This window comes from Streptomyces sp. NPDC048275 (assembly GCF_040652275.1).
Classification (GTDB): Bacteria; Actinomycetota; Actinomycetes; order Streptomycetales; family Streptomycetaceae; genus Streptomyces.
Genome location: NZ_JBEZLR010000011.1, coordinates 104,347 through 125,763, shown reverse-complemented (window position 1 = coordinate 125,763; position 21,417 = coordinate 104,347). Strand labels below are relative to the sequence as shown.

22 protein-coding genes, 1 other RNA gene and 1 pseudogene are annotated in these 21,417 nt (G+C 68.9%); 11 read left to right on the top strand and 13 right to left on the bottom strand.

The annotated features are described in order from the left end of the window. Positions 1 to 411 precede the first annotated feature (411 nt). From AB0D57_RS10135 to AB0D57_RS10120, 4 genes are all read left to right on the top strand, one after another. Entirely contained in the window at positions 412 to 2,154 is a 1,743-nt protein-coding gene (locus AB0D57_RS10135; protein WP_362069707.1) for a serine/threonine-protein kinase, read from the top strand. A gap of 171 nt (positions 2,155 to 2,325) precedes the next feature. Further along, the gene (locus AB0D57_RS10130) at positions 2,326 to 3,564 is read left to right on the top strand and encodes a serine/threonine-protein kinase (protein WP_362069704.1); all 1,239 of its coding nucleotides are present in this window, start codon (positions 2,326 to 2,328) and stop codon (positions 3,562 to 3,564) included. 213 nt (positions 3,565 to 3,777) lie between these two features. After that, positions 3,778 to 4,884 (top strand): peptide chain release factor 2, encoded by a 1,107-nt coding sequence (gene prfB, locus AB0D57_RS10125; RefSeq protein WP_362069701.1) that lies wholly within the window; start codon positions 3,778 to 3,780, stop codon positions 4,882 to 4,884. Between the two features lie 320 nt (positions 4,885 to 5,204). Then, positions 5,205 to 5,825 carry a hypothetical protein gene (locus AB0D57_RS10120; RefSeq protein ID WP_362069698.1) on the top strand — a complete coding sequence of 207 codons (621 nt, stop codon included), beginning with the start codon at positions 5,205 to 5,207 and terminating at the stop codon, positions 5,823 to 5,825. 154 nt (positions 5,826 to 5,979) lie between these two features. Here the strand turns inward: AB0D57_RS10120 and AB0D57_RS10115 are convergent, their stop codons facing one another. Further along, on the bottom strand, positions 5,980 to 6,171 hold the full coding sequence (locus tag AB0D57_RS10115) for a hypothetical protein (RefSeq protein WP_362069695.1): 192 nt from the start codon (positions 6,169 to 6,171) through the stop codon (positions 5,980 to 5,982). 251 nt (positions 6,172 to 6,422) lie between these two features. On the opposite strand from AB0D57_RS10115, the gene ftsE reads away from it, so the two are divergent. The 5 genes from ftsE to ssrA all read left to right on the top strand — a co-directional run bounded on the left by ftsE (position 6,423) and on the right by ssrA (position 10,433). Continuing rightward, positions 6,423 to 7,112 (top strand): cell division ATP-binding protein FtsE, encoded by a 690-nt coding sequence (gene ftsE / locus AB0D57_RS10110; protein ID WP_362069692.1) that lies wholly within the window; start codon positions 6,423 to 6,425, stop codon positions 7,110 to 7,112. 31 nt (positions 7,113 to 7,143) lie between these two features. Then, on the top strand, positions 7,144 to 8,061 hold the full coding sequence (gene ftsX / locus AB0D57_RS10105; protein ID WP_362069689.1) for a permease-like cell division protein FtsX: 918 nt from the start codon (positions 7,144 to 7,146) through the stop codon (positions 8,059 to 8,061). Between the two features lie 67 nt (positions 8,062 to 8,128). After that, on the top strand, positions 8,129 to 9,295 hold the full coding sequence (locus AB0D57_RS10100) for a S41 family peptidase (RefSeq protein WP_362069686.1): 1,167 nt from the start codon (positions 8,129 to 8,131) through the stop codon (positions 9,293 to 9,295). 70 nt (positions 9,296 to 9,365) lie between these two features. Further along, on the top strand, positions 9,366 to 9,899 hold the full coding sequence (gene smpB / locus AB0D57_RS10095) for an SsrA-binding protein SmpB (RefSeq protein WP_362069683.1): 534 nt from the start codon (positions 9,366 to 9,368) through the stop codon (positions 9,897 to 9,899). A gap of 146 nt (positions 9,900 to 10,045) precedes the next feature. Further along, positions 10,046 to 10,433, top strand: a transfer-messenger RNA (tmRNA) gene (gene ssrA / locus AB0D57_RS10090). Positions 10,434 to 10,489: 56 nt separating this feature from the next. Here the strand turns inward: ssrA and AB0D57_RS10085 are convergent. The 6 genes and pseudogenes from AB0D57_RS10085 to AB0D57_RS10060 form a co-directional block, all read right to left on the bottom strand. Continuing rightward, positions 10,490 to 10,747 (bottom strand): Txe/YoeB family addiction module toxin, encoded by a 258-nt coding sequence (locus AB0D57_RS10085; RefSeq protein WP_362069680.1) that lies wholly within the window; start codon positions 10,745 to 10,747, stop codon positions 10,490 to 10,492. After that, on the bottom strand, positions 10,744 to 10,962 hold the full coding sequence (locus AB0D57_RS10080) for a type II toxin-antitoxin system prevent-host-death family antitoxin (protein ID WP_362069677.1): 219 nt from the start codon (positions 10,960 to 10,962) through the stop codon (positions 10,744 to 10,746). Before AB0D57_RS10080 ends, AB0D57_RS10085 begins: the two co-directional genes overlap by 4 nt. Continuing rightward, the gene (locus tag AB0D57_RS10075) at positions 10,959 to 11,210 is read right to left on the bottom strand and encodes a hypothetical protein (protein WP_362069674.1); all 252 of its coding nucleotides are present in this window, start codon (positions 11,208 to 11,210) and stop codon (positions 10,959 to 10,961) included. Before AB0D57_RS10075 ends, AB0D57_RS10080 begins: the two co-directional genes overlap by 4 nt. Then, positions 11,207 to 11,563 (bottom strand): hypothetical protein, encoded by a 357-nt coding sequence (locus tag AB0D57_RS10070; protein ID WP_362069671.1) that lies wholly within the window; start codon positions 11,561 to 11,563, stop codon positions 11,207 to 11,209. The genes AB0D57_RS10075 and AB0D57_RS10070 overlap by 4 nt, the downstream gene beginning before the upstream one ends. 68 nt (positions 11,564 to 11,631) lie before the next feature. After that, positions 11,632 to 11,856 (bottom strand): annotated as a pseudogene (locus AB0D57_RS10065) (DUF397 domain-containing protein); the annotation flags it as partial. Between the two features lie 4 nt (positions 11,857 to 11,860). Then, positions 11,861 to 12,685 (bottom strand): helix-turn-helix transcriptional regulator, encoded by an 825-nt coding sequence (locus tag AB0D57_RS10060; RefSeq protein ID WP_362069668.1) that lies wholly within the window; start codon positions 12,683 to 12,685, stop codon positions 11,861 to 11,863. A gap of 128 nt (positions 12,686 to 12,813) precedes the next feature. Between AB0D57_RS10060 and AB0D57_RS10055 the strand changes: the two genes are divergently transcribed. Together AB0D57_RS10055 and AB0D57_RS10050 are read left to right on the top strand one after the other, a co-directional pair. Beyond that, the gene (locus tag AB0D57_RS10055) at positions 12,814 to 13,059 is read left to right on the top strand and encodes a hypothetical protein (RefSeq protein WP_362069665.1); all 246 of its coding nucleotides are present in this window, start codon (positions 12,814 to 12,816) and stop codon (positions 13,057 to 13,059) included. A gap of 74 nt (positions 13,060 to 13,133) precedes the next feature. Then, the gene (locus tag AB0D57_RS10050; RefSeq protein WP_362069761.1) at positions 13,134 to 13,385 is read left to right on the top strand and encodes a hypothetical protein; all 252 of its coding nucleotides are present in this window, start codon (positions 13,134 to 13,136) and stop codon (positions 13,383 to 13,385) included. A 44-nt stretch (positions 13,386 to 13,429) separates the two neighbouring features. Here AB0D57_RS10050 and AB0D57_RS10045 read toward each other — a convergent pair whose 3' ends face one another. The 6 genes from AB0D57_RS10045 to AB0D57_RS10020 all read right to left on the bottom strand — a co-directional run bounded on the left by AB0D57_RS10045 (position 13,430) and on the right by AB0D57_RS10020 (position 21,347). Continuing rightward, entirely contained in the window at positions 13,430 to 14,443 is a 1,014-nt protein-coding gene (locus AB0D57_RS10045; RefSeq protein WP_362069662.1) for a LacI family DNA-binding transcriptional regulator, read from the bottom strand. Beyond that, a complete protein-coding gene (gene yicI / locus AB0D57_RS10040) occupies positions 14,443 to 16,710 on the bottom strand; it encodes an alpha-xylosidase (protein WP_362069659.1) in 2,268 nt (755 codons plus the stop codon). The genes AB0D57_RS10045 and yicI overlap by 1 nt, the downstream gene beginning before the upstream one ends. A gap of 11 nt (positions 16,711 to 16,721) precedes the next feature. After that, a complete protein-coding gene (locus tag AB0D57_RS10035) occupies positions 16,722 to 17,543 on the bottom strand; it encodes a carbohydrate ABC transporter permease (RefSeq protein ID WP_362069656.1) in 822 nt (273 codons plus the stop codon). Further along, complete coding sequence (locus tag AB0D57_RS10030; protein WP_362069653.1) at positions 17,540 to 18,508, bottom strand: sugar ABC transporter permease; 969 nt, start codon at positions 18,506 to 18,508, stop codon at positions 17,540 to 17,542. The genes AB0D57_RS10035 and AB0D57_RS10030 overlap by 4 nt, the downstream gene beginning before the upstream one ends. Then, a complete protein-coding gene (locus tag AB0D57_RS10025; protein WP_362069650.1) occupies positions 18,505 to 19,800 on the bottom strand; it encodes an extracellular solute-binding protein in 1,296 nt (431 codons plus the stop codon). The genes AB0D57_RS10030 and AB0D57_RS10025 overlap by 4 nt, the downstream gene beginning before the upstream one ends. 260 nt (positions 19,801 to 20,060) lie before the next feature. Next, complete coding sequence (locus tag AB0D57_RS10020) at positions 20,061 to 21,347, bottom strand: MFS transporter (RefSeq protein WP_362069647.1); 1,287 nt, start codon at positions 21,345 to 21,347, stop codon at positions 20,061 to 20,063. Positions 21,348 to 21,417 lie beyond the last annotated feature (70 nt).

Sequence of the window (21,417 nt, the reverse complement as noted above, 5' to 3'; positions counted from 1 at the left end):
GGTCCCCCCACCGCAGATTCCCCCACCGCGCACGGGCACGTCGGCCAGTACTGGAGGCATCCTCGCACCTGCCACTGACAACACGCCCGCCCCCCACCCGCAAGTGATCTTGATTGGTCGGCTCTGCCCGTAAAAGTGCCTGCCCCGTACCCGACCCATGGCCGACCGATACCCGCTTGAGATCGGTCACGCCAACGCCTCGGCAACCAACCGCCCGGAGCGAGCGTCTTTCCATCGAACATGCAGGGGAACGCGTACGTAAGCGCTTATACGAACCACAAGCGCCCAGGGGAAGCACAGGAAGACGACAGCCCAGTGCCATGTACGGCGGCACTACAGTGGGTCGGAACACCTCTACCACGGTGATCACGGTGGACGGACCAGGCAAGCAAGCAGCAGGGAGCGCATGACGTGCGGCCGGTAGGCAGCAAGTACCTGCTCGAGGAGCCGCTCGGACGCGGCGCCACGGGCACCGTCTGGCGAGCCCGCCAGCGGGAGACCGCGGGCGCCGAGGCGGCCGTGGCCGGCCAGCCCGGCGAGACCGTTGCGATCAAGGTCCTCAAGGAGGAGCTCGCCAACGACCCGGACATCGTGATGCGGTTCCTGCGCGAGCGCTCCGTTCTGCTGCGCCTGACCCACCCGAACATCGTGCGGGTACGCGACCTCGTCGTCGAGGGCGACCTGCTCGCGCTGGTCATGGACCTCGTCGACGGCCCCGACCTCCATCGCTACCTGCGGGAGAACGGCCCCTTCTCGCCCGTCGCCGCCGCCCTCCTGACCGCCCAGGTCGCCGACGCGCTCGCCGCCAGTCACGCCGACGGTGTCGTGCACCGCGACCTGAAGCCCGCGAACGTCCTGCTCAAGCAGGACGGCGGTCAGATGCACCCGATGCTCACCGACTTCGGCATCGCCCGGCTCGCCGACTCCCCGGGCCTCACCCGGACCCACGAGTTCGTCGGCACGCCCGCCTATGTCGCGCCCGAGTCCGCGGAGGGGCGCCCACAGACGTCCGCCGTCGACATCTACGGGGCGGGCATTCTGCTGTACGAGCTGGTCACCGGGCGTCCGCCGTTCGCCGGCGAGTCCGCCCTCGAGGTGCTCCACCAGCACCTCTCCGCCGAGCCCCGCCGCCCGTCGACCGTCCCGGACCCCCTGTGGACCGTCATAGAGCGCTGCCTGCGCAAGAACCCGGACGAGCGGCCCAGCGCCGAGAGCCTCGCGCGCGGCCTGCGCACCGTCGCCGCGGGCATCGGCGTGCACGCCAACTCCGCGCAGATCGCCGCCGCCGAAGGGGTGGGCGCGCTGCTCGCCCCCGACCCGACGCCGGCTGCGGTCCCGGGCATGCCCGGTGCGGCCGACCCCACGCAGGTGCTGCCGCACGGCGCGGGGGCGTACGACCCGAACGGCGCGACCAGCGTCCTGCCGCACACCGGTGACGCCGACCCCACCTCCGTACTGCCGCATCGCGGCGCGGCCGATCCGACCGCCGTCATGCCGCCGGTGCCGCAGCACCAGCCCGGCGGGCAGCAGCCCGGTCAGCCCGGTCAGCCCGGTCAGCCCGAGGATCCGCACCCCTGGCAGAACCAGCTGCGCGCCGCCCGCGACCGCAATGAGCAGACGCAGGTCCAGTACCTCGACCCCGACCAGGACCCGCTGCGCCGTCGCCCGCAGCGACAGGTCGCGCGCCCGCAGCAACAACAGCAGCGGCCTCAGCAGCAACAGCAGCGGCCGCCGCAGGGGCAGCAGCCGCCGCCCGGGTACGGGTATCAGCAGCAGCAGTACGCGCCTCAGCAGCCGCAGCAGCATCAGCCGCAGCCGTACGCGCCTCAGCAGCCCCAGCGTCAGCAGCCGCAGCCTCAGCGGTACACGCCCCCGCCGCAGCAGCCCGAGGCGCCCGCACCGCGGCAGCCGCGTGAGCCGCGGCAGTCCAGTCCCAACCGGATGAAGATTCCGGGGCTCGGCTGCCTCAAGGGATGCCTGTTCACCGTCGTCATCCTGTTCGTCGCCGGGTGGCTGGTCTGGGAGTTCAGCCCCCTGCAGGGCTGGATCGGGACCACCAAGGGGTACTGGGACCAGCTGACCGACTGGTTCACCACCGCCACCGATTGGATCGGGGATCTCGGCGGAGGCTCCTCTTCTTCCTCCGACAACTGACGGGCACTCGACGGACAGCCGACTCTGGGGACTTGTCGACATCTGACGGGTGATTTCCGCCTCCGAGGTGAAGGTTGCGGCTTCGGACGCGTAGTTTTGTCGGCTGGGGTTCTGGGGGTTCGCCCCCAGGGCGGCGCAGCAGCGACAACACGCGTCTCGGTAGGAGCTGTCTTGGCACGGAAGATCGGGAGCCGGTACACCGCGAACCAGATTCTGGGGCGGGGCAGCGCCGGCACGGTGTGGCTGGGCGAGGGACCCGAGGGGCCCGTCGCCATCAAGCTGCTGCGCGAGGACCTCGCGTCCGACCAGGAGCTGGTGGGCCGCTTCGTACAGGAGCGCACGGCTCTGCTCGGGCTCGACCATCCGCATGTCGTGGCTGTGCGGGATCTCGTCGTCGACGGGAACGACCTCGCGCTCGTCATGGATCTCGTCCGCGGTACGGATCTGCGCACCCGGCTGGACCGCGAGCGGCGGCTGGCACCCGAGGCCGCGGTCGCGATCGTGGCCGATGTCGCCGACGGGCTGGCGGCGGCGCACGCGGCGGGGGTCGTGCACCGGGACGTGAAGCCGGAGAACGTGCTGCTCGACATGCAGGGCCCGCTCGGCCCCGGCGGCTCGCACCCCGCGCTGCTCACGGACTTCGGTGTGGCCAAGCTCATCGACTCGCCGCGGCGGACCCGGGCCACGAAGATCATCGGCACGCCGGACTATCTGGCGCCCGAGATCATCGAGGGGCTGCCGCCGCGGGCCGCCGTCGACATCTACGCCTTGGCGACGGTCCTGTACGAGCTCCTTGCCGGGTTCACGCCCTTCGGGGGCGGGCATCCGGGGGCGGTGCTGCGGCGCCATGTCACCGAGACCGTCGTTCCGCTGCCGGGGATCCCGGAGGAGCTGTGGCAGCTACTGGTGCAGTGTCTGGCCAAGGCGCCGGCCTCGCGGTTGCGGGCGTCCGAGCTGGGGGCGCGGCTGCGGGAGCAGCTGCCCCTGCTGGCGGGGATGCCGCCGCTGGATGTGGACGAGCCGGACGGGGGGTCGGCGGAGGAAGTCCACGAGGGCGAGCCGGCGGAGTCGGCCGTGCCGGTTTCGCGGGTGCGGCGGGGGGCGGTGCCGCTGGTGCCGGGGGCCGCGCCGGACTCGAATCGGGACACGCATACGTCGATGCGGGTGCCGGGGCCGGACGAGCTGGCGGGCGGGGCGCGGGGGACGGCGCGTGCGCCGCGGGCGGCGGGGGCGCCGCGGCCGGGGTCGGCGCGGCATCGGGCGTCCGCGAGGCGGCGGCGGATCACGCTGGGGGTGGCGGGGGTGGTGCTGGTCGCGGCGGTCGGGGTCGGTACGTGGCTGGCCACCTCCGGGGACGATGCGGAGGGCACGCCCCAGGACACGAAGAACTCGGCACCGGCGTCGCCCTGAGAGGTTTCTCGCCCCCGCCGCCCCAAACGCCGGACGGGCTGGAGATGCGCCCCTCCGGGGCGCGGGGCTGTGACATTGTGCGGCTCCGCCGCGTGGGCGCGACCAGCCCCCGCCCACCCGCAGCCGACAGGCTCCGCGCAGCTCAGCCCAGGTGCACCGACCCCGTAGGGGCGAGGGGCGAGCCGTGCTTGCCGTAGCCGTTACGCTGGAGGCGTGGCAGTCGTCGATGTATCCGAAGAGCTCAAGTCCCTCTCCTCGACCATGGAGTCGATCGAGGCCGTCCTGGACCTCGACAAGCTGAGGGCAGATGTCGCCGTGCTCGAGGAGCAGGCGGCCGCGCCGTCCCTGTGGGACGACCCGGACGAGGCGCAGAAGATCACCAGCAAGCTGAGCCACCTCCAGTCGGAGGTCAGGAAGGCCGAGGCGCTGCGCGGGCGTATCGACGATCTGAGCGTGCTCTTCGAGATGGCCGAGGAGGAGGACGACCCGGACACCCGTGCCGAGGCCGAGTCCGAGCTCACCGCCGTCAGGAAGGCGCTGGATGAGATGGAAGTCCGGACCCTGCTCTCCGGGGAGTACGACTCCCGCGAGGCCGTCGTCACCATCCGCGCCGAGGCCGGCGGTGTCGACGCCTCCGACTTCACCGAGAAGCTGCAGCGCATGTACCTGCGCTGGGCGGAGCGCCACGGCTACAAGACGGAGCTCTACGAGACCTCGTACGCGGAAGAGGCGGGCATCAAGTCCACCACCTTCGCCGTCCACGTCCCGTACGCGTACGGAACGCTGTCCGTGGAGCAGGGCACGCACCGCCTCGTGCGGATCTCGCCGTTCGACAACCAGGGGCGGCGCCAGACGTCCTTCGCGGGTGTCGAGATCCTGCCTGTCGTCGAGCAGACCGATCACATCGAGATCGACGAGTCCGAGCTCCGGGTGGATGTGTACCGGTCGTCCGGACCCGGTGGTCAGGGTGTCAACACCACCGACTCCGCGGTGCGGCTCACCCACCTCCCCACCGGCATCGTCGTGTCCTGCCAGAACGAGCGGTCGCAGATCCAGAACAAGGCGAGCGCGATGAACGTGCTCCAGGCCAAGCTGCTCGAGCGGCGCCGCCAGGAGGAGCAGGCCAGGATGGACGCCCTCAAGGGCGACGGCGGCAACTCCTGGGGCAACCAGATGCGTTCGTACGTCCTGCACCCGTACCAGATGGTCAAGGACCTGCGGACGGAACACGAAGTCGGTAACCCCGAAGCCGTTTTCAACGGCGAGATCGACGGGTTCCTCGAGGCCGGAATTCGCTGGCGCAAGCAGCAGGAGAAGTAGGGCGGAACCCCGTAGCTCTCTGATTTCCTCGGGGGTCTTTGTCGACAAGGCAACTGCCGTTCCACGGACGGCAGTTGCCTTTTGTGTGTGGGTCGTTTGGGTTTTACGTCACAGTCACATGTCTTCATGGAGGTCAAATGATGTTGATCTGGACATCGCGCACGCAACGACCTTGACGCTGCTGTGAAAACTGGGAATGGTAACGCGTGGCATGCGTATCTCTGGGGCGCATGTGAACCGGGGGGCTGAGTGAGCCACCTGTGACGCCGTGGCCCCGGGCGCTGCTCCATTGACGATCAGCTACTGGGGGTAGCAAGCAGATGACCAAGAAGACGCGGATTCGCGTAGCGCGTGTGGCCGCAGCCGCGGTGATCGCCGCCGGTGCGTCGCTGACCGCCGCGGGCGCCGCTTCGGCCCTCGACATCAACATCGGCGTCGGCGTCGGCGTCGGCGTGGACGACCCGACGCCGACCGAGACGGGCATCCCGACCGACCCGGAGCCCACCGACCCCGGGACGACGGACCCGGAGCCCACCGACCCCGGGACGACGGACCCGGAGCCGACCGACCCCGGGACGACGGACCCGGAGCCGACCGACGAGCCGACGGACCCCACCGAGGAGCCGAGCGAGCCCAGCGACCCGACCGAGGAGCCCACCGAGGACCCGACCGACGGGTCCGGCACGGGCACGGGTGGCAATGACGCCGACCCCGACGGCGGCTCCCAGCCCGTCGCGCAGGGTGAGGGTTCCTCCGGCCTGACCGACACGGGCGCGGAGACCGCCTCCGACACCTCCGCCCAGGGCGAGAACGGTGAGCTCGCCGAGACGGGTGCCGCTCAGACCACGTTCCTGCTGATCGGTGCCGCCACGATGATCGCCGGTGGTATCGGCTTCCGCCTGCTGCCGCGCCTCGCGGGCGGCCGCGGCGCCGCCGCGTGACGCACAGCGCCTGCGCGTAAGCGCGAGAAGGCCCGGAGCGACTCGCTCCGGGCCTTTCTCACGTCAGGGGTGCCTGCGGCCGACGTTCGTCCGCGACGCCTGTGCGGTGCTCGTCAGGGATGCCCACGGCTTCGCCGCGCCGCTCCCGCCGGCCTCACGCCGTCTGGTGGGCCAGCAGCGCCACTGCCGCGATCAGCACGACCAGCAGTGCGATCAGTGCCATCGGGGTCAGTCCCGCGAAGGGGCTCTCCTGCTGCAGCCGCTGCCGGTTCGCGCGGCAGACCGGGCAGCGACCCTCGCTGACGGGCGCCGCGCAGTTCGCGCACACCAATCGGTCGTACGTCATGCGCTTGCCCTCCTTGCACCGTCCTTCGCGTACATAACGCTGCGGGGAACGCAACCGTTCCCCCTCCACTGTGCCAGGTTCCGCGGAATTCGGCGCGGCTCCCCTTATCCTGCCCCGCTCGGCCGCTTTCCAGCCGTTCAGATCCGTGACAAAAAGTGCAAGCCGCGCGCAACCGCGTACGCCGACTGCGCGCGCGCACCCGGTTCGCGTATGGTCACGCACACCTACCCCCGGCGACCCGTGGTGCATCCGTGATCCGATTCGACAATGTCTCCAAGGTCTACCCCAAGCAGACCCGCCCCGCTCTGAGGGATGTCTCCCTGGAGGTCGAGCGCGGCGAGTTCGTGTTCCTCGTGGGGTCCTCCGGCTCCGGAAAGTCCACCTTCCTGCGGCTGATCCTCCGCGAGGAGCGGACCAGCCACGGCCAGGTGCACGTCCTGGGCAAGGACCTCGCGCGCATCTCCAACTGGAAGGTGCCGCACATGCGGCGCCAGCTGGGGACCGTCTTCCAGGACTTCCGGCTGCTGCCGAACAAGACGGTCGCCGAGAACGTCGCCTTCGCGCAGGAGGTCATCGGCAAGTCCCGCGGTGAGATCCGCAAGTCCGTGCCCCAGGTGCTCGACCTCGTCGGGCTCGGCGGCAAGGAGGACCGCAGACCGGGCGAGCTGTCCGGTGGTGAGCAGCAGCGCGTGGCCATCGCGAGAGCCTTCGTGAACCGGCCCAAGCTCCTCATCGCCGATGAACCGACCGGCAACCTCGACCCGCAGACCTCCGTCGGCATCATGAAGCTGCTCGACCGCATCAACCGGACGGGCACGACTGTGCTGATGGCGACGCACGACCAGAACATCGTGGACCAGATGCGCAAGCGCGTCATCGAGCTGGAGCAGGGCCGCCTCGTCCGCGACCAGGCGCGCGGCGTCTACGGCTACCAGCACTGACGACGGTCCACGGAAAGGCTTAGCAGACGCCATGCGCGCCCAGTTCGTTCTGTCGGAGATCGGTGTCGGTCTCCGTCGCAATCTGACGATGACCTTCGCGGTCATCGTCTCGGTCGCCCTCTCCCTCGCCCTGTTCGGCGGTTCGCTCCTGATGAGCGACCAGGTGAGCACCATGAAGGGCTACTGGTACGACAAGGTCAACGTCTCGATCTTCCTCTGCAACAAGAGCGACGCGGAGTCCGACCCCAAATGCGCCAAGGGGGCGGTCACCAGTGAGCAGAAGGACCAGATCACCGGTGACCTGGACAAGATGTCGGTCGTCGACAAGGTCACCTACGAGTCGGCGGACCAGGCGTACAAGCTCTACAAGGAGCAGTTCGGCGACTCCCCGCTGGCCAGCTCCCTGACTCCCGACCAGATGCAGGAGTCGTACCGCATCAAGCTGAAGGACCCGGAGAAGTACCAGGTCGTCGCGACCGCCTTCGACGGGCGTGACGGCGTGCAGTCCGTGCAGGACCAGAAGGGCATCCTGGACAACCTCTTCCAGCTGCTCAACGGCATGAACTGGGCCGCGCGCGCGGTGATGGCGTTGATGCTGGTCGTCGCCCTGATGCTGATCGTCAACACGGTGCGCGTCTCGGCGTTCAGCCGTAGGAGAGAAACGGGGATCATGCGCCTCGTCGGCGCCTCCGGCTTCTACATCCAGGCGCCGTTCATCATGGAGGCCGCGGTCGCCGGGCTCATCGGCGGTGGTGTCGCCTGCGGCTTCCTGGTGATCGCGCGCTACTTCATCATCGATCACGGTCTGGCGCTGTCCGAGAAGCTGAATCTGATCAACTTCATCGGCTGGGACGCCGTGTTGACCAAGCTGCCGCTCATCCTCGCGACGAGCCTGCTGATGCCCGCGCTTGCCGCGTTCTTCGCGTTGCGCAAGTACCTGAAGGTGTGACGCATGCCAAGGGGGCCGTACTGCCAACCGGCGGTGCGGCCCTTTGCGTTGTCCTAGACTCACCGCCATGTCAGGCCGTGACCCCTTCTGTCAGCCCCGCCGCGTCGGCCGCGGGGCCGCCCTGACATTGGTGTTCGCGTGCGTTCTCGTCACCGGTGCGGCGAACGGCTCCTTCTCCGAGCCGGGCCGGAAATCCGCCTCCTCCGCCTCCCGTTCGACGCCCACGGGCCATGACGAGGACGTCACCGAGGCCGCCGCCGAGGCGATGGCCGACGGCAAGTCCCCCATGGAGGCCGCCAGGCGTGCCGTCAGCCGCAGCGGCGACCGCTGGGGCGCGGTCTACTCCCCGGGCGAGTACGAGGAGTTCGAGGAAGCCCTCGACGGCCAGTACACGGGCGTCGGACTGTGGGCCAGGCGCGAGCGCGACGGCCGGATCGAAGTGGCCCGGGTCCAGACCGGCTCGCCCGCGGCCGCCGCCGGGATCCGCGAGGGCGACCGGCTGCGCAGCGTCGACGGCGAGAACGTGGACGGCAGACCGGTCACCGACGTCGTCTCCTTACTGCGCGGGGACGCGGACGACGCGGCCGCCGGCACGAAGGTCTCCCTCGGCCTGCAGCGCGGCACGCGCGCGTGGAGCGAGACACTGCGCCGCGCCCTGTTGTCCACGGACTCCGTGACCGTACGCGCGCTCACCGGCCGCATCACCGTGATCAAGGTCGCCGCCTTCACCAAGGGCGCGGGCGACGCCGTACGGACCGCCGTCGACCAGGCCCCCGAGAAGGCCGGGATCGTCCTCGACCTGCGCGGCAACTCCGGCGGCCTGGTCACCGAGGCCACCACCGCCGCCTCCGCCCTCCTCGACGGCGGCCTCGTCGCGACGTACGACGACAACGGCGAGCAGCGCGCCCTGCACGCCGATCCGGGCGGCGACACCACCAGACCTCTGGTCGCGCTCGTCGACGGCGGCACGATGAGCGCGGCCGAACTCCTCACCGGCGCCCTCCAGGATCGCGGCCGTGCGGTCGTCGTGGGCTCCAGGACCTTCGGCAAGGGCTCGGTCCAGATGCCGAGCCGGCTGCCGGACGGCTCCGTCGTCGAGCTGACCGTCGGGCACTACCGCACCCCCTCCGGACGTGGCGTCGACGGGCAGGGCATCACCCCCGACCTCGACGTGGACACGCAGGTGCTGGAGCGGGCGGAGACCGTGCTGAGCGGGCTCGGGGACGTCTCGTAATCAGCCGCGTAATCAGTTTTCCCTCTGACCCCCCTCTAGTGCGAAAATGGCCAGCACTATGAGTAAGGGAATGTACGTACCGAAGGAGTCCCAGCCGAAGCAGGGCGGCCAGGCCGCAGGCAAGGCCAAGGACGGCAAGCGCAAGATCGTCGCGCAGAACAAGAAGGCGCGGCACGACTACGCCATCATCGACACCTACGAGGCCGGGCTCGTGCTCACCGGCACCGAGGTGAAGTCCCTGCGCCAGGGACGCGCCTCGCTGACCGACGGCTTCGTCCAGATCGACGGCAACGAGGCGTGGCTGCACAACGCCCACATCCCCGAGTACAGCCAGGGCACCTGGACCAACCACTCCGTGCGCCGTAAGCGCAAGCTGCTCCTGCACCGCGAGGAGATCGACAAGCTGGCGTCGAAGTCCGAGGAGACGGGTCACACCATCGTGCCCCTCGCCCTGTACTTCAAGGACGGTCGAGCGAAGGCCGAGATCGCGCTCGCCCGCGGTAAGAAGGAGTACGACAAGCGCCAGACCCTGCGTGAGAAGCAGGACCGACGGGAGTCGGACCGCGCGATCGCGGCGGCCAAGCGGAAGCAGCGGGGCCAGTAAGCGGTCTGTAAGCGGTCCGTAGGTGGTCCGTAGGCGGTCGGTCGCCGGGAATAGGCTGGCATCGTCGTGCGTTGTTCACGTACGATGGCAACTGCACCTCACAGCGGGTGCGTGGGTCGAAAGACCTGGTTTTGAAAAATCAACATGGGGATGATCGGTTTCGACAGCGGCTGTCGAAGCAGGGGAAGCGAGCCGAGGAAGCGGCAATGATCTCGTAAACCATATGTCGCAACCAATAATCGCCAATTCCAAGAGCGATTCCCAGTCCTTCGCCCTCGCTGCCTAATAACAGCGACTGAAGGACCCTAAATGGGTGTCAGCCCGGGGGTGTTCCCGACCCGGACCCTGGCATAATCTAGGGAACTAAACCGCCGAGCCCGGTCACGGGGTTCGGTGGGAAATCAAACAGTGGCTGGGCCCGTCGGAGACTTGTTCGCGAGATCTCCGGGGCCGAGAAAATCGTAGCGAACTGCGCTCGGAGAAGCCCTGATTCTGCACCGGTGGACGCGGGTTCGATTCCCGCCATCTCCACTCATCCCATGTGAGGCGAAGGCCCCGCTGCTTCGAGCAGCGGGGCCTTCGTCGTTGGGTCAGTATTCGTATCGGGCCTTGAGGATCTTCACTTCCTTGTCGTCCGCCCGGTACGCGAGGCGGTGCTCGTCGTCGATTCGGCGGGACCGGTAGCCCGACAGGGTGCCCTTCAGCGGCTCGGGCTTGCCGATCCCGGTGAACGGGTCACGCTGGATCTCGCCGATCAGGCGGGTGATTCTGCGGGCCGTCTTACGGTCCGAGGCGAGCCAGAAAAGGAAGTCCTCCCAGACGTCGGAGTCGAAGTGGACGCTTCTCACTCCTCGCCCCCGGCCAGCTCCCGCAGCTCATCGATGGTTTTGGGGACGGTGGGTGCGCCTTCCCGGTCGCGGGCGACGGCCTCCATCAGGCGCTGGGCGTTGGCGGGGGAGCGCAGCAGGTAGACGGTCTCCTGCCAGGAGTCGTAGTCGTCGGCGGACATGAGGATCGCGTCGCCATTGCGGGAGGTGATGCGCAGCGGGTCGTGATCGGTCACAGGCAGGTCGCCTGGTGAACGTACAGACACTCGTGCCGGGGGACGATCAGGTAAAGGAAGAACCCTCCAGGGACATGCGCGATGTTCCCTTTCGGTCCGGCCTCCTGGTACGAGGTACCGTCGAGGTAGAACGCGGCGGCGGCGCGGACGAGCTCGTCGGCTTGCTTCTCGACCTCGGCGACGAACGCGAGTGGGGCTCCGCCGATGACGTGTTCCTCGTCCGGGTCGTACTCCCATCTCCAGGTCAAGCGGACACCGCCTGGAGGGCCTCGGTCTCGACGGCGCGAATATCGTCCACGGCGGTGCGGAATGCCGGGTCGTCCTTGCTGCTGGTGCTGTTCAGTGCGGCCAGTGCTGTCTGGTGGCGGGCATGCAGATCGGGGCGCCGCTCGATCTCGACCTGCATCTGCCAGTGGGTGAGCCAGTGCTGGAGGTGGCCGATCTTGCCGTCCAGGATGGCCGCGGCCAGCGCCTGTTCCTTGTGCTGCTCCATCTCGCCGAGCCGGTGAGGGGCGATACGGGCCAGGGCGACGCGGACCGCTTCGGGGGTTCGCTCCGGTCGAGGGATCAGCTCATGCCCGTGGTCAGGCTGCGTGGTCACGCGAGGCTCCTCTGTAGTCCGCTCCGTGCTTGCCACCGTACTGCCCGCCACCGGCATCAGCGCCGGACTCACCGTTCCAGCGCCTCAACCGCCGATGCGCCCGCTTTGAGGGCGTCGACGAACGCCGACCAGCCGCCCGCCGAGAAGACCAGCGCCGGACCGGTGACGGCCTTGCTGTCGCGGACGGGCACGCCGGCGTGACCACGGGCGACCTCAAGGCATTCGCCCTGATCGCCGCCGCTGTAGCTGGTGGACTTGTACCGCCCGGTGAGTGCGGACGAGTCAGGGACGGTGTGCCTACGGAGGTGCTTGTGCGTGTTCCTCTGCTGTCGCCCTGACCAAGGCCAGGGACTCCTGTTGCGGCAAAGCCTCGCTCAGAGCGAGATGGTAGTCAGCCTGGCGGGCCTTCACCTGTGCGGGATTCTTGAGAAGTTGCCCGATGCGCAGCCCTTCCGCATAGGCCACCGGAGCGGACTTCTCAAAGCTCATCAGAGTGAGCAGACCTTGCGTGAGTGCATGTGCCCCGACCTCGAAGGGAAGTACGTGGAGCCGTAGTCGCCCCGCTTCGGCCAAGTCCGCGATCTTTCGCAGTTGTTCGGCCATGATCTGCGGCCCGCCGACCCGGCGCCTTAGGGCGCTCTCGTCGAGCAGCGTCCACAGGACCGGGGTCGACGGGTCGTCCAGAACTCCGGCACGCTCTGTTCGGATGACGACTTCCCTGTCAAGCTCCTCCGCCGTGTAGTTCGGCCGGTACGCGCGGAACACGGACCGCGCGTAGTCGGCGGTCTGGAGTATGCCGGGGACCAAGGTGAGTGCGAACTGCTGGATCACCGTCGCATGCCGCTCAAGTTCGGCGACGACGGTGAAGTGCTTCTCGTACCTGTTCTGTACCTCCTCCAGCCGACGGGCGAAGAATCCGTCTGTCTTCAGTACCCGGTCGATCCGCCGTGCGTCATCCGGCCGAGGCAGCCACCTGCCCGCCTCGAAGTGGCTGATCAACGTAGGCGAGCACGCAACCTGGTCGCCCAGCGCCTCCTGGGTGAGTTCGGCCGCTGTCCGCCGGAGCCTCAGTTCTTCTCCGTACTTCTCACGCTGCGTTCGAGGCTTACGGCGCTGCACCATGCGACCCACTCCCCATCTGACAGGTGTGCTGTCAACCCTCAGGTACTGGAAGCGTAACCACCGCGGACGTCACTCTGTGAGGGATTCGATACAGAACGCAGTCACCGCAGGTGAGAAAGCAGGCTGACGTGACCAACCTGATCGCCCGGCTCCTCGAACCATTGCTGGGTCTCCTCCTCCCCGCCGGAGGACGGCGGCGCCGCACTCCGGCCCCGCCCTCGCGCTCTTACGTGTACCCGTACTCGTGCGCCTACGTCAGCGGCCCGACCGCCTACCCCGCCGGAAAGCGCCCGTTACGAGGCGAGGACAGCCCGCTGGTCCGTCCTTACCTGCTCGCGTACGAGCGGACGTGCCGTACGGGGGTGAACGTGTGAACGGCGGACACCATGAACCGTCGGCCGTACGTCTGTTGCCCTGGACGGGCCCGGAGGACAAGCCCTGTTACCTCATGGGCGACGACGGGGGCCGTGTCTCTCGTCTCGCGGACCGGATCGAAAGCATCCAGCTGGGCATGGCGGGCGGCCTGCTCGACCATGCCGCCGACCTCCTTGCGGAGCAGCGTGCGACGGGCGGAGAGCTGCGCTACCTCGCAAGTCGACTCAGCGAGTCCCTGCGGGACGTCAAACGGGTCGCGGAGAGCAGGGGGGCGCGACTCGAGCAGACGGACTCCTCTTCAGGCGGTGGTATCCCCGCTTCATGAGTCTCTTCTCGTGCTTCTCTTGCCTTTCCTCATGTCACGGCTCCTTAAGAGGTCAGCGTGCGCGGTGCGGTGCTGGCCCGTTCCGTCAGGCGGGGGGCGAGCAGGGTCGCCTCCGGTACGGACGTGCCGCTCAGCTTCTTCATCAGCAGTTCGACCGACTGTGCGCCCACTTCGGCGGAGGGGAGGGCGATGGAGGTGACGGGGACGCGGACGTTCTCGGCGAGTTCGTCCGGGCAGATGGCGGTGACGGAGAGGTCGCCGGGGACCCGTAGGCCGAGCTGCTCGAAGGCGTCGATCAGCGGCTCGAGGACCGGCTCGTTGTGTACGACGACACCGGTCAACGCCGGTTGTTCGCGCAGCAGTTGCTCGGCGACCCGGCGGGCGGCGGCGGGCGAGGCCTCGCAGGGGTGAACGGAGGACGCGAGGCCGCCCCGGTCGGCGGCGGCCGTGAAGCCCTCCACCACCCGCTGGGCGAACGCCGTCCCCCGCACATACACCTCGGGCGGCGACCCGACCAGCGCCACCACCCGGTGCCCGAGCCCCGCCAGCCGCTCCACGCACAGCTCGCCCGCCGCCTTGAAGTCGAGGTCGATGCAGGTCAGCCCGTCGGGCTGGAGCGGGAACCCGATGAGGACGGACGGCCGGTCCAGCGCGCGCAGCAACGAAAGCCGGGGATCGCGCAGCTGGACGTCCATCACGATCAGCGCGTCCACGAGCGCGGTGTCGGCGACCCGTCTGAGCCCCTCCTCGCCCTCCTCCTGCGTCAGCAGCAGCACGTCGTGATCGTGCCGTCGCGCGGCCGTCACCACCGACACCGCGAACTGCATCACGACCGGCACATGGATGCCGGCCCGCAGTGGCACCACCAGCGCCAGTACGTTGGACCGGCTGCTGGCCAGCGCCCGCGCACCCGCGTGCGGGCGGTAGCCCAGCTCGCGGATGCTGGCCTCGATGCGCTGCCGGGTCTCCCCGGATATCGGGCGCTTGCCGCTGAGGGCGTACGAGACGGTGCTCGGGGACACCCCGGCGTGCCGCGCCACATCGGTGATCTTGACCATTACTCGGACCCCGGCTCGAGTGAAAGTTCCAGCGACAAGAACCCCGTCCCCGCCTTCGCCCGCACCTCGCGCCCGCCCGCCGCGAGCCCCCACGGTGCCGCGGGATCACTGGACGAGGCCCGCAGGGTGTCGCCCTCGCGGACGACGGTGAAGGTCACCCCGCCCACCGGCACCGTGACCTGGGCGCCGCGCTCCGGGCCGTACGCGTGCAGGGTGACCCCGTCGGCGTGCGCGTAATCGGGGCGGTCGTCCACCGCGCCCACCGGGATCACCGCCCCCGGCCGGACCAGCAGGGGCACGCTCAGGAAACCGTGCCGTTCGCGCACCCAGCGTGGCCCGGTCACCGTCCTCCCGCTGAGGAAGTGCGTCCAGGTCCCGTCCGGGACGTAGTACGAGACGTCCCCGTCGTCGCTGAAGACGGGCGCGACCAGCAGATCCGGCCCGAGCATGTACTGCCGCTCCAGATGCGCGCACCCCGGATCGTCCGGGAACTCCAGCACCATGGCCCGCATCATCGGCACGCCCTCGGTGTGGGCGGCGCGGGCGGCCTCGTACAGGTAGGGCATGAGGCCGAGCTTGAGCCGGGTGAACAGCCGCAGGACGTCCACGGCCTCCTCGTCGAACAGCCATGGCACCCGGTACGAGGACGAGCCGTGCAGCCGGCTGTGCGAGGACAGCAGCCCGAACGCGATCCACCGTTTGAACAGCGCGGGTGTCGGTGTCCCCTCGAACCCGCCGATGTCATGGCTCCAGAAGCCGAACCCCGACATCCCGAGGCTCAGCCCGCCGCGCAGCGACTCGGCCATGGACTCGTAGGTGGCCTCGCAGTCGCCGCCCCAGTGCACCGGGAACTTCTGGCTCCCGGTGGTCGCCGAGCGCGCGAAGACCACGGTCTCCGCCTCGCCCCGGTGCTTGCGCAGCACGTCGAAGACGGTCTGGTTGTACAGGTAGGTGTAGTAGTTGTGCATGCGCTCGGGGTCGGTGCCGTCGGCGTACGCCACGTCCACCGGGACCCGTTCGCCGAAGTCGGTCTTGAAGCAGTCGACGCCCTGCGCGAGCAGTGCCTCCAGCTTCGACGCGTACCACCGCCGGGCCTCTTCGCTGGTGAAGTCGACCAGCGCCATGCCCGGCTGCCACAGGTCCCACTGCCAGACACTGCCGTCCGGCCGCTTGAGCAGATGCCCGAGCGCCCGGCCCTCCGCGAACAGCGGTGAGCGCTGCGCGATGTACGGATTGATCCATGCGCAGATCCGCAGCCCCTTGTCCTTCAGCCGGGCCAGCATCCCCTCCGGGTCGGGGAAGACGCGCGGGTCCCACTGGAAGTCGCACCAGTTGAACTCGCGCATCCAGAAGCAGTCGAAGTGGAAGACGGACAGCGGGAGTTCGCGCTCCCGCATGCCGTCGATGAAGGAGGTGACGGTGGCCTCGTCGTAGGAGGTGGTGAAGGACGTCGACAGCCACAGGCCGAAGGACCAGGCGGGCGGCAGGGCCGGACGCCCGGTGAGCGCCGTGTACTTGCGCAGGATGTCCTTCGGGCTCGGCCCGTAGATGACGTAGTACGTCAACTCCTGTGTCTCGGCGCTGAACTGCACCCGGGAGACCGCTTCCGAGCCGACCTCGAAGGACACCCTTCCCGGGTGGTCGACGAAGACGCCGTAGCCCGCGTCCGTGAGATAGAACGGCACGTTCTTGTAGGCCTGTTCGGTGGCCGTGCCGCCGTCGGCGTTCCACATGTCGACGACCTGGCCGTTCTTGACGAGCGGCCCGAAGCGTTCGCCGAGGCCGTAGACCTGGGTGCCGACGCGGAGGTTCAGCTGTTCGCGCAGATAGTGGGCGCCGGTGGCGTCCCGCATGATGCCCATGCCCTTGGGGCCGCTGGTGGTGAGGGTGCGCCCGTGGGCGAGGAAGTCGAGGTGCCAGGGGCTGGTGCGGGCGACCTCGAGGGTGAGGGCGCCCGCGACGAGGGTCGCGTGCTCCTCGTCGTACGCCAGGTGCGGGGAGAACTCGGCCTTGTGCAGCTCGAACCGGGGGCCGCGGGGTTCCTCTCCCTGGAAGTGCGTGAACGTGACGCCGATGACGTCCGGCATCGGCGCGTGTGCGCTGATCGTCACGACCGGTCCCTTCAGCAGGTCGCCGCGGTGGCGGATGGGCTGCGTGGGCGCGTGGATCTCCAGAGTGTCCGCAGCGGCGCTCACGTCGAGGACCTCGACCGGGTGGGCCGCGGTCACGCCCTCGCGCAGCAGCCAGTAGCCGTCGGTGAACTTCACGCCTGCACCCCTTACTTGACCGCACCGACGGCGATGCCGCGGGTGAGGGTTCGTTGGAAGACGAGGAAGAAGACGATGGCGGGCAGGACGCCCAGCAGGGCGGCCGCGTTGGTCATCGTCGCGTCCATCAGGCGCTGGCCCTGGAGGACGCCGAGGGCCACCGAGACGGTCTGGTTGTCGTTGGAGATCAGCATGACCAGCGGCAGCAGGAACTCGTTCCAGGTCCAGATGAAGAAGAAGACCAGCAGGACGCCGATCGTGGGGCGGCTGACGGGGACCACGATCCGCCACAGGACCTGCCACTTGTTCGCCCCGTCGATCCGGGCGGCCTCGATGATCTCGCGCGGGAACTGACCGAGGACGGAGGAGAGGAGATAGGTCCCGAAGGCCGCCTGGACGACCGTGAAGACGATGATCACGCTGAGGCGGGTGTCGTAGAGCCCGGCCTGCTTGCTCAGGTAGTAGATCGGGTAGACCAGCGCCTCCTGCGGCAGCATGTTCGCGAGGACGAAGAAGGCGAGGACCCAGGTGCGGCCCTTGATGCGGCCGATGCCGATCGCGTACGCGTTGAGGACGGACAGGACGGCGGCGAAGAGGGCGACGAAACCGCTGATGAGGACGGAGTTGAGCAGTTTCTGGCCGTAGTCGACGCGGTCCCAGAAGTCCTTCAGACCGTCGAGGTAGAGGCCCTGGGGGAGGCTCAACGGGCCGTGTTCGGAGTACTCGGCGGGCGACTTCACGGCGTTGATCGCGACGATCGCGAACGGCAGCACCATGAAGAGGGCGGCGATGACGAGGGCGACGAGCACCGGGTAGCGGCGTAGGGCTGTCATGTGCGGATCCCTTCCTCGGCGTCCTCGGCGCGGGTCTGGAGCTTCAGACCGGCGACGGCGAGTACGAGGATGATCACGGTCAGCGCGGTGGAGATGGCGGCGCCGTAGCCGACCTGGGTCTTCTCGAAGAAGGTGGCGAAGGAGAAGTAGGAGGGGACGTTGGTGGCGCCGCCGGGTCCGCCCTTCGTGAGGACGTACACCGCGCCGAACACCTTCAGCGCGGCGATCGTGCACCAGAGCAGGACGACGTAGATCTCGGGCCGGATCTGGGGAAGGGTGATGTGCCAGAAGCGCCGCCACCAGCCGGCGCCGTCCAGCTCAGCGGCCTCGTACAGCTGCGGGTCGACGCGTTGCAGCCCCGCCATGAAGATGACCAGCGGGAAGCCGAGCTGCACCCAGACCATCACGCCCATGACGCTGTAGAGGGCGAGGTCGGGGTCGCCGAGCCAGTCCTGTTGGAGGGACCCGAGACCCACGGCCTGCAGCAGTTCGTTGAGCGATCCGTTGTCGGGGGCGAGGATCCAGCTCCACACGATGCCGGCCACGGCGATGGGCAGGACCTGCGGGAGATAGAAGCAGGCGCGCAGGACGGCGGCCGTCCTCGTCCCGAAGTGCTTGCCGACGAAGTCGAAGAGCGCGGCGGCGAGAACGAGTCCGAGCACGGTCGGTACGGCGGCCATGGCGACGACCATGAAGAGGCTGTGCCGGAAGGACGCCCAGAACTCGGAATCGTCCATCAGGTCACGGTAGTTGGCGAGCCCCGACCACTTCGGGCTGCCCACCCCCTGCCAGTCGGTGAAGCTCACGCCGGTGTTCATCAGGAACGGGACGACGATGACGGCGAGGAAGGCGAGGGCGCCGGGGAGCAGGAAGAGGGCGTAGGAATCGCGGGGGCGGCGGCGCGGGTGACCGGCCCGGTCCTGCTTGCCGATCACCTGCCCGCCCCGTTCGACGGTGACCGTCATGTCTTCGGCGCGCCCTTGTCGTACGCCTCCTGCAAAGCGCTCAGATAACCGTCCGGATCCTCGCTCCCCGTGATCAGCTTCTGGGTCTCGGAGACGAGGACGTCGTAGAAGCCGGCGACGGGCCAGTCGGGGTAGAAGGCCAGTCCGTCCTGGTCGGAGAGGGTGTTGAAGTCGGCGATGAGCGACTTGGCCTGTGGGTCGGAGACAGCGGCGGGGTCGGCGGCCACCGGGACTCCGCCCTTGTTCCCCAGCAGGTTCTGGATCTTCTTCGACATGGTGATGTCGATGAAGTCGTAGGCGAGGTCCTTGTTCTCGGCGCTCTTGGGGACGACCCAGAGGTTGCCGCCGGAGCCGAGGGTGAGGTCGGTGTCCGGCCAGAGGAAGGTGCCCCAGTCGAAGGTGTTCTCCGCCTTGAAGCGGCCGTACCACCAGCTGCCGGAGAACAGGATCGGGCTCTTGCCCTGGATGAAGGAGACGCCCGCGTCCTCGGCCTTGAGGCTGGTGGACTTCTTGCCGATGTAGCCCTTCTTCACCCAGTCGGCGAAGGTCTCGGCGCCGTACGTCCAGGCGGCGTCGTGGAAGTCGGTCTTGCCCTGGTAGAGCTCGTACGAGTCGACCCAGGCGCGGTCGGCCTTGGTGAGGGCGAGCTGGTAGAGGTACTGGTGGGCGACGTACTCGGCACCGGCGTTCGCCAGCGGGGTGATGCCTTTGGCCACGAACTTGTCCATGGCGGCGGTGAGTTCGTCGAGGGTGGTGGGCTCGGCGATGCCGTACTTCTTGAAGAGGTCCTTGTTGTAGAACACCATCGTGTACTCGGCGTAGTTGGGAACGCCGTACCACTTCCCGGAGCCCATCACGCCGTTGGTGTCGTACTCGCTGGTGGTCCGCACGCCCGCGCTGAGCTTCTTGTCCCAGCCGCGCTTCGTGGCCTCGGCCGTCAGATCGGTGAGAAGCCCCTGCTTGGAGAGCGTGCCCGCGGTCGCGTTGCCCTTGTTGTACTCCATGAGGTCCGGTGCGTCGGAGGAGTTGAGGACCATCGGGGCTGTCTTCTGGATCTGCTCGAAGCCCTTGTCCTCGAACTTCACCCGCACGCCCGGGTGGGTGCGCTCGAACTCCTTGATGGCCTCGTTCCAGGCCGCACCCATCGCGCTGTCCGGCGCTTCGTAGTGCCACAGTTTCAGCGTCTTGCCGTCCGATGAACCACTGTCCGAGCCGCCGCAGGAGGCCAGTAGCAGGGTGCCCGCCAGGGCTGCCGCCGCCGTTGCCACCACACGCCTTCGTGTCGTCGACATCCATTGCCTCCAGGGGAGTTGGATGGGTTTCGGGACCATCACGCAGCGTTCATCGAATCGATTCGATGCGTGACGTCGAAGCGCTTCGACGGGGGAAGGTATGTGCGGGCCGTGGGCGAGTCAATGGGGTGCGCGGGAATTGGGGCGAGGCGGCCGGTGGATTCGGACCTGTCGGACGGCGGGAGTCCGGCTGCGCGACAGGTGCCGGCCGGCCGAGCCGTGTCCGACTGCCGGTCGTCTGTGAGTCGACGCTTCCGTGTTCACCGTCGTGCGACGCCTGCCGTTGCGATCAGGAACGCGACCGCCGCCGCCGCGACCGGCACCCCGAACCCCGCCGGCGCCGAGACATGTTCCACCATCCACCCTCCGGTCGCCGAGCCGCAGGCGATGCCGCCGAGGAGGCCGGTCACCGCGAGGGTCATGCCTTCGTTCAGCCGGCTCTCGGGCGTACGGCGCTGGACCAGGCTCATGCCGGTGACCATGGTCGGCGCGGTCGCCATACCGGCGATGAGCAGGGCCGCGGAGAGGGCCAGGAGCGAGCCGGTCAGGGAGGCCGCGAGGAGGGGCAGGATCAGCAGGGCCGTCATGGCGGCGATGCCCAGCAGGTGGCGCCGCTCGGGGGTACCGGTCGGCTTCAGGGTCCCGTACAGCAGACCCGCCGCGCACGAGCCGGCCGCCTGGAGGGCGAGCACCGCGCCCGCGGCCGACCGGTGCCCCTGTGCGTCCGCGAACGCGATCGTGACGACCTCCATGGAGCCGAACACCGCCCCGGTGGCGAGGAAACCGAGCAGGAGCGGGGGCATTCCGGGGGCCAGCGCGGGGGACTTGGACTGCGTACGTCGCAGGGGTGGCGGCTCCGTGGAGCGCTGGGCGGCGAAGATCAATACGCCGGTCATCATCAGGACGCCCGCGACCAGGGTGCCCGCCTCCGGGAAGAACGTCCCGCACAGGAAGGCCGCGAACACCGGGCCCAGCATGAAACACAGTTCGTCCGCGGCCTGCTCGAAGGAGTTCGCGGTGTGCGCGGCGGCCGGGTCGCCCCGGAAGAGGTGGGCCCAGCGGGCGCGTGACATGCCGCCCGTGTTGGGAGTCGTGGCCGTGGCGGCGTACGCGGCGAAGAGGGTCCAGTCCGGCGCCCCGTAGTGCACGCACAGCAGCAGCGCGATGCTTCCCAGCAGGGCGAAGGCGGTGGCGGGGACGGCGATCCGGGCCTGGCCGTGCCGGTCGACGAGGCGTGCGGTCCAGGGGGCGACCAGCGCGGTCGCCGCGAGGCCCGTCGCCGTCACGGCACCGGCGAGGGCGTACGAGCCGCGCGACCCGGCGATCATGAGGACCGCGCTGACGCTGAACATGCCCATGGGGAGGCGGGCGAGCAGATTCCCGAGGGTGAAGGCGCGGGCGCCGGGGACGGCGAAGAGGCGGTGGTACGGGGTGCGGGGGATGCGGGAGGTGGACCGGTGGGGGCGGAGGTCGGCGGCCACCAAGGTGTCGGCGGTGGCCGTGAGGGGTGGGGTGAACGCCTTTTCGGGGGAGGGGTGTTGCGGCATGGGGCAACCGTCGCCGGGGGTGGGGCGAACGGTCCAACACCTACTCCGTCGCGATTGACGCACCTGCGTT

Coding starts and splice junctions, on each gene's coding strand:
- AB0D57_RS10020 (WP_362069647.1), bottom strand. CDS start 21,347: ATGCCGCAACACCCCTCCCCCGAAAAGGCGTTCACCCCACCCCTCACG.
- ftsX (WP_362069689.1), top strand. CDS start 7,144: ATGCGCGCCCAGTTCGTTCTGTCGGAGATCGGTGTCGGTCTCCGTCGC.
- smpB (WP_362069683.1), top strand. CDS start 9,366: ATGTACGTACCGAAGGAGTCCCAGCCGAAGCAGGGCGGCCAGGCCGCA.
- AB0D57_RS10120 (WP_362069698.1), top strand. CDS start 5,205: ATGACCAAGAAGACGCGGATTCGCGTAGCGCGTGTGGCCGCAGCCGCG.
- AB0D57_RS10115 (WP_362069695.1), bottom strand. CDS start 6,171: ATGACGTACGACCGATTGGTGTGCGCGAACTGCGCGGCGCCCGTCAGC.
- AB0D57_RS10035 (WP_362069656.1), bottom strand. CDS start 17,543: ATGACAGCCCTACGCCGCTACCCGGTGCTCGTCGCCCTCGTCATCGCC.
- AB0D57_RS10050 (WP_362069761.1), top strand. CDS start 13,134: ATGGGCGACGACGGGGGCCGTGTCTCTCGTCTCGCGGACCGGATCGAA.
- AB0D57_RS10100 (WP_362069686.1), top strand. CDS start 8,129: ATGTCAGGCCGTGACCCCTTCTGTCAGCCCCGCCGCGTCGGCCGCGGG.
- AB0D57_RS10060 (WP_362069668.1), bottom strand. CDS start 12,685: ATGGTGCAGCGCCGTAAGCCTCGAACGCAGCGTGAGAAGTACGGAGAA.
- AB0D57_RS10045 (WP_362069662.1), bottom strand. CDS start 14,443: ATGGTCAAGATCACCGATGTGGCGCGGCACGCCGGGGTGTCCCCGAGC.
- AB0D57_RS10030 (WP_362069653.1), bottom strand. CDS start 18,508: ATGACGGTCACCGTCGAACGGGGCGGGCAGGTGATCGGCAAGCAGGAC.
- AB0D57_RS10025 (WP_362069650.1), bottom strand. CDS start 19,800: ATGTCGACGACACGAAGGCGTGTGGTGGCAACGGCGGCGGCAGCCCTG.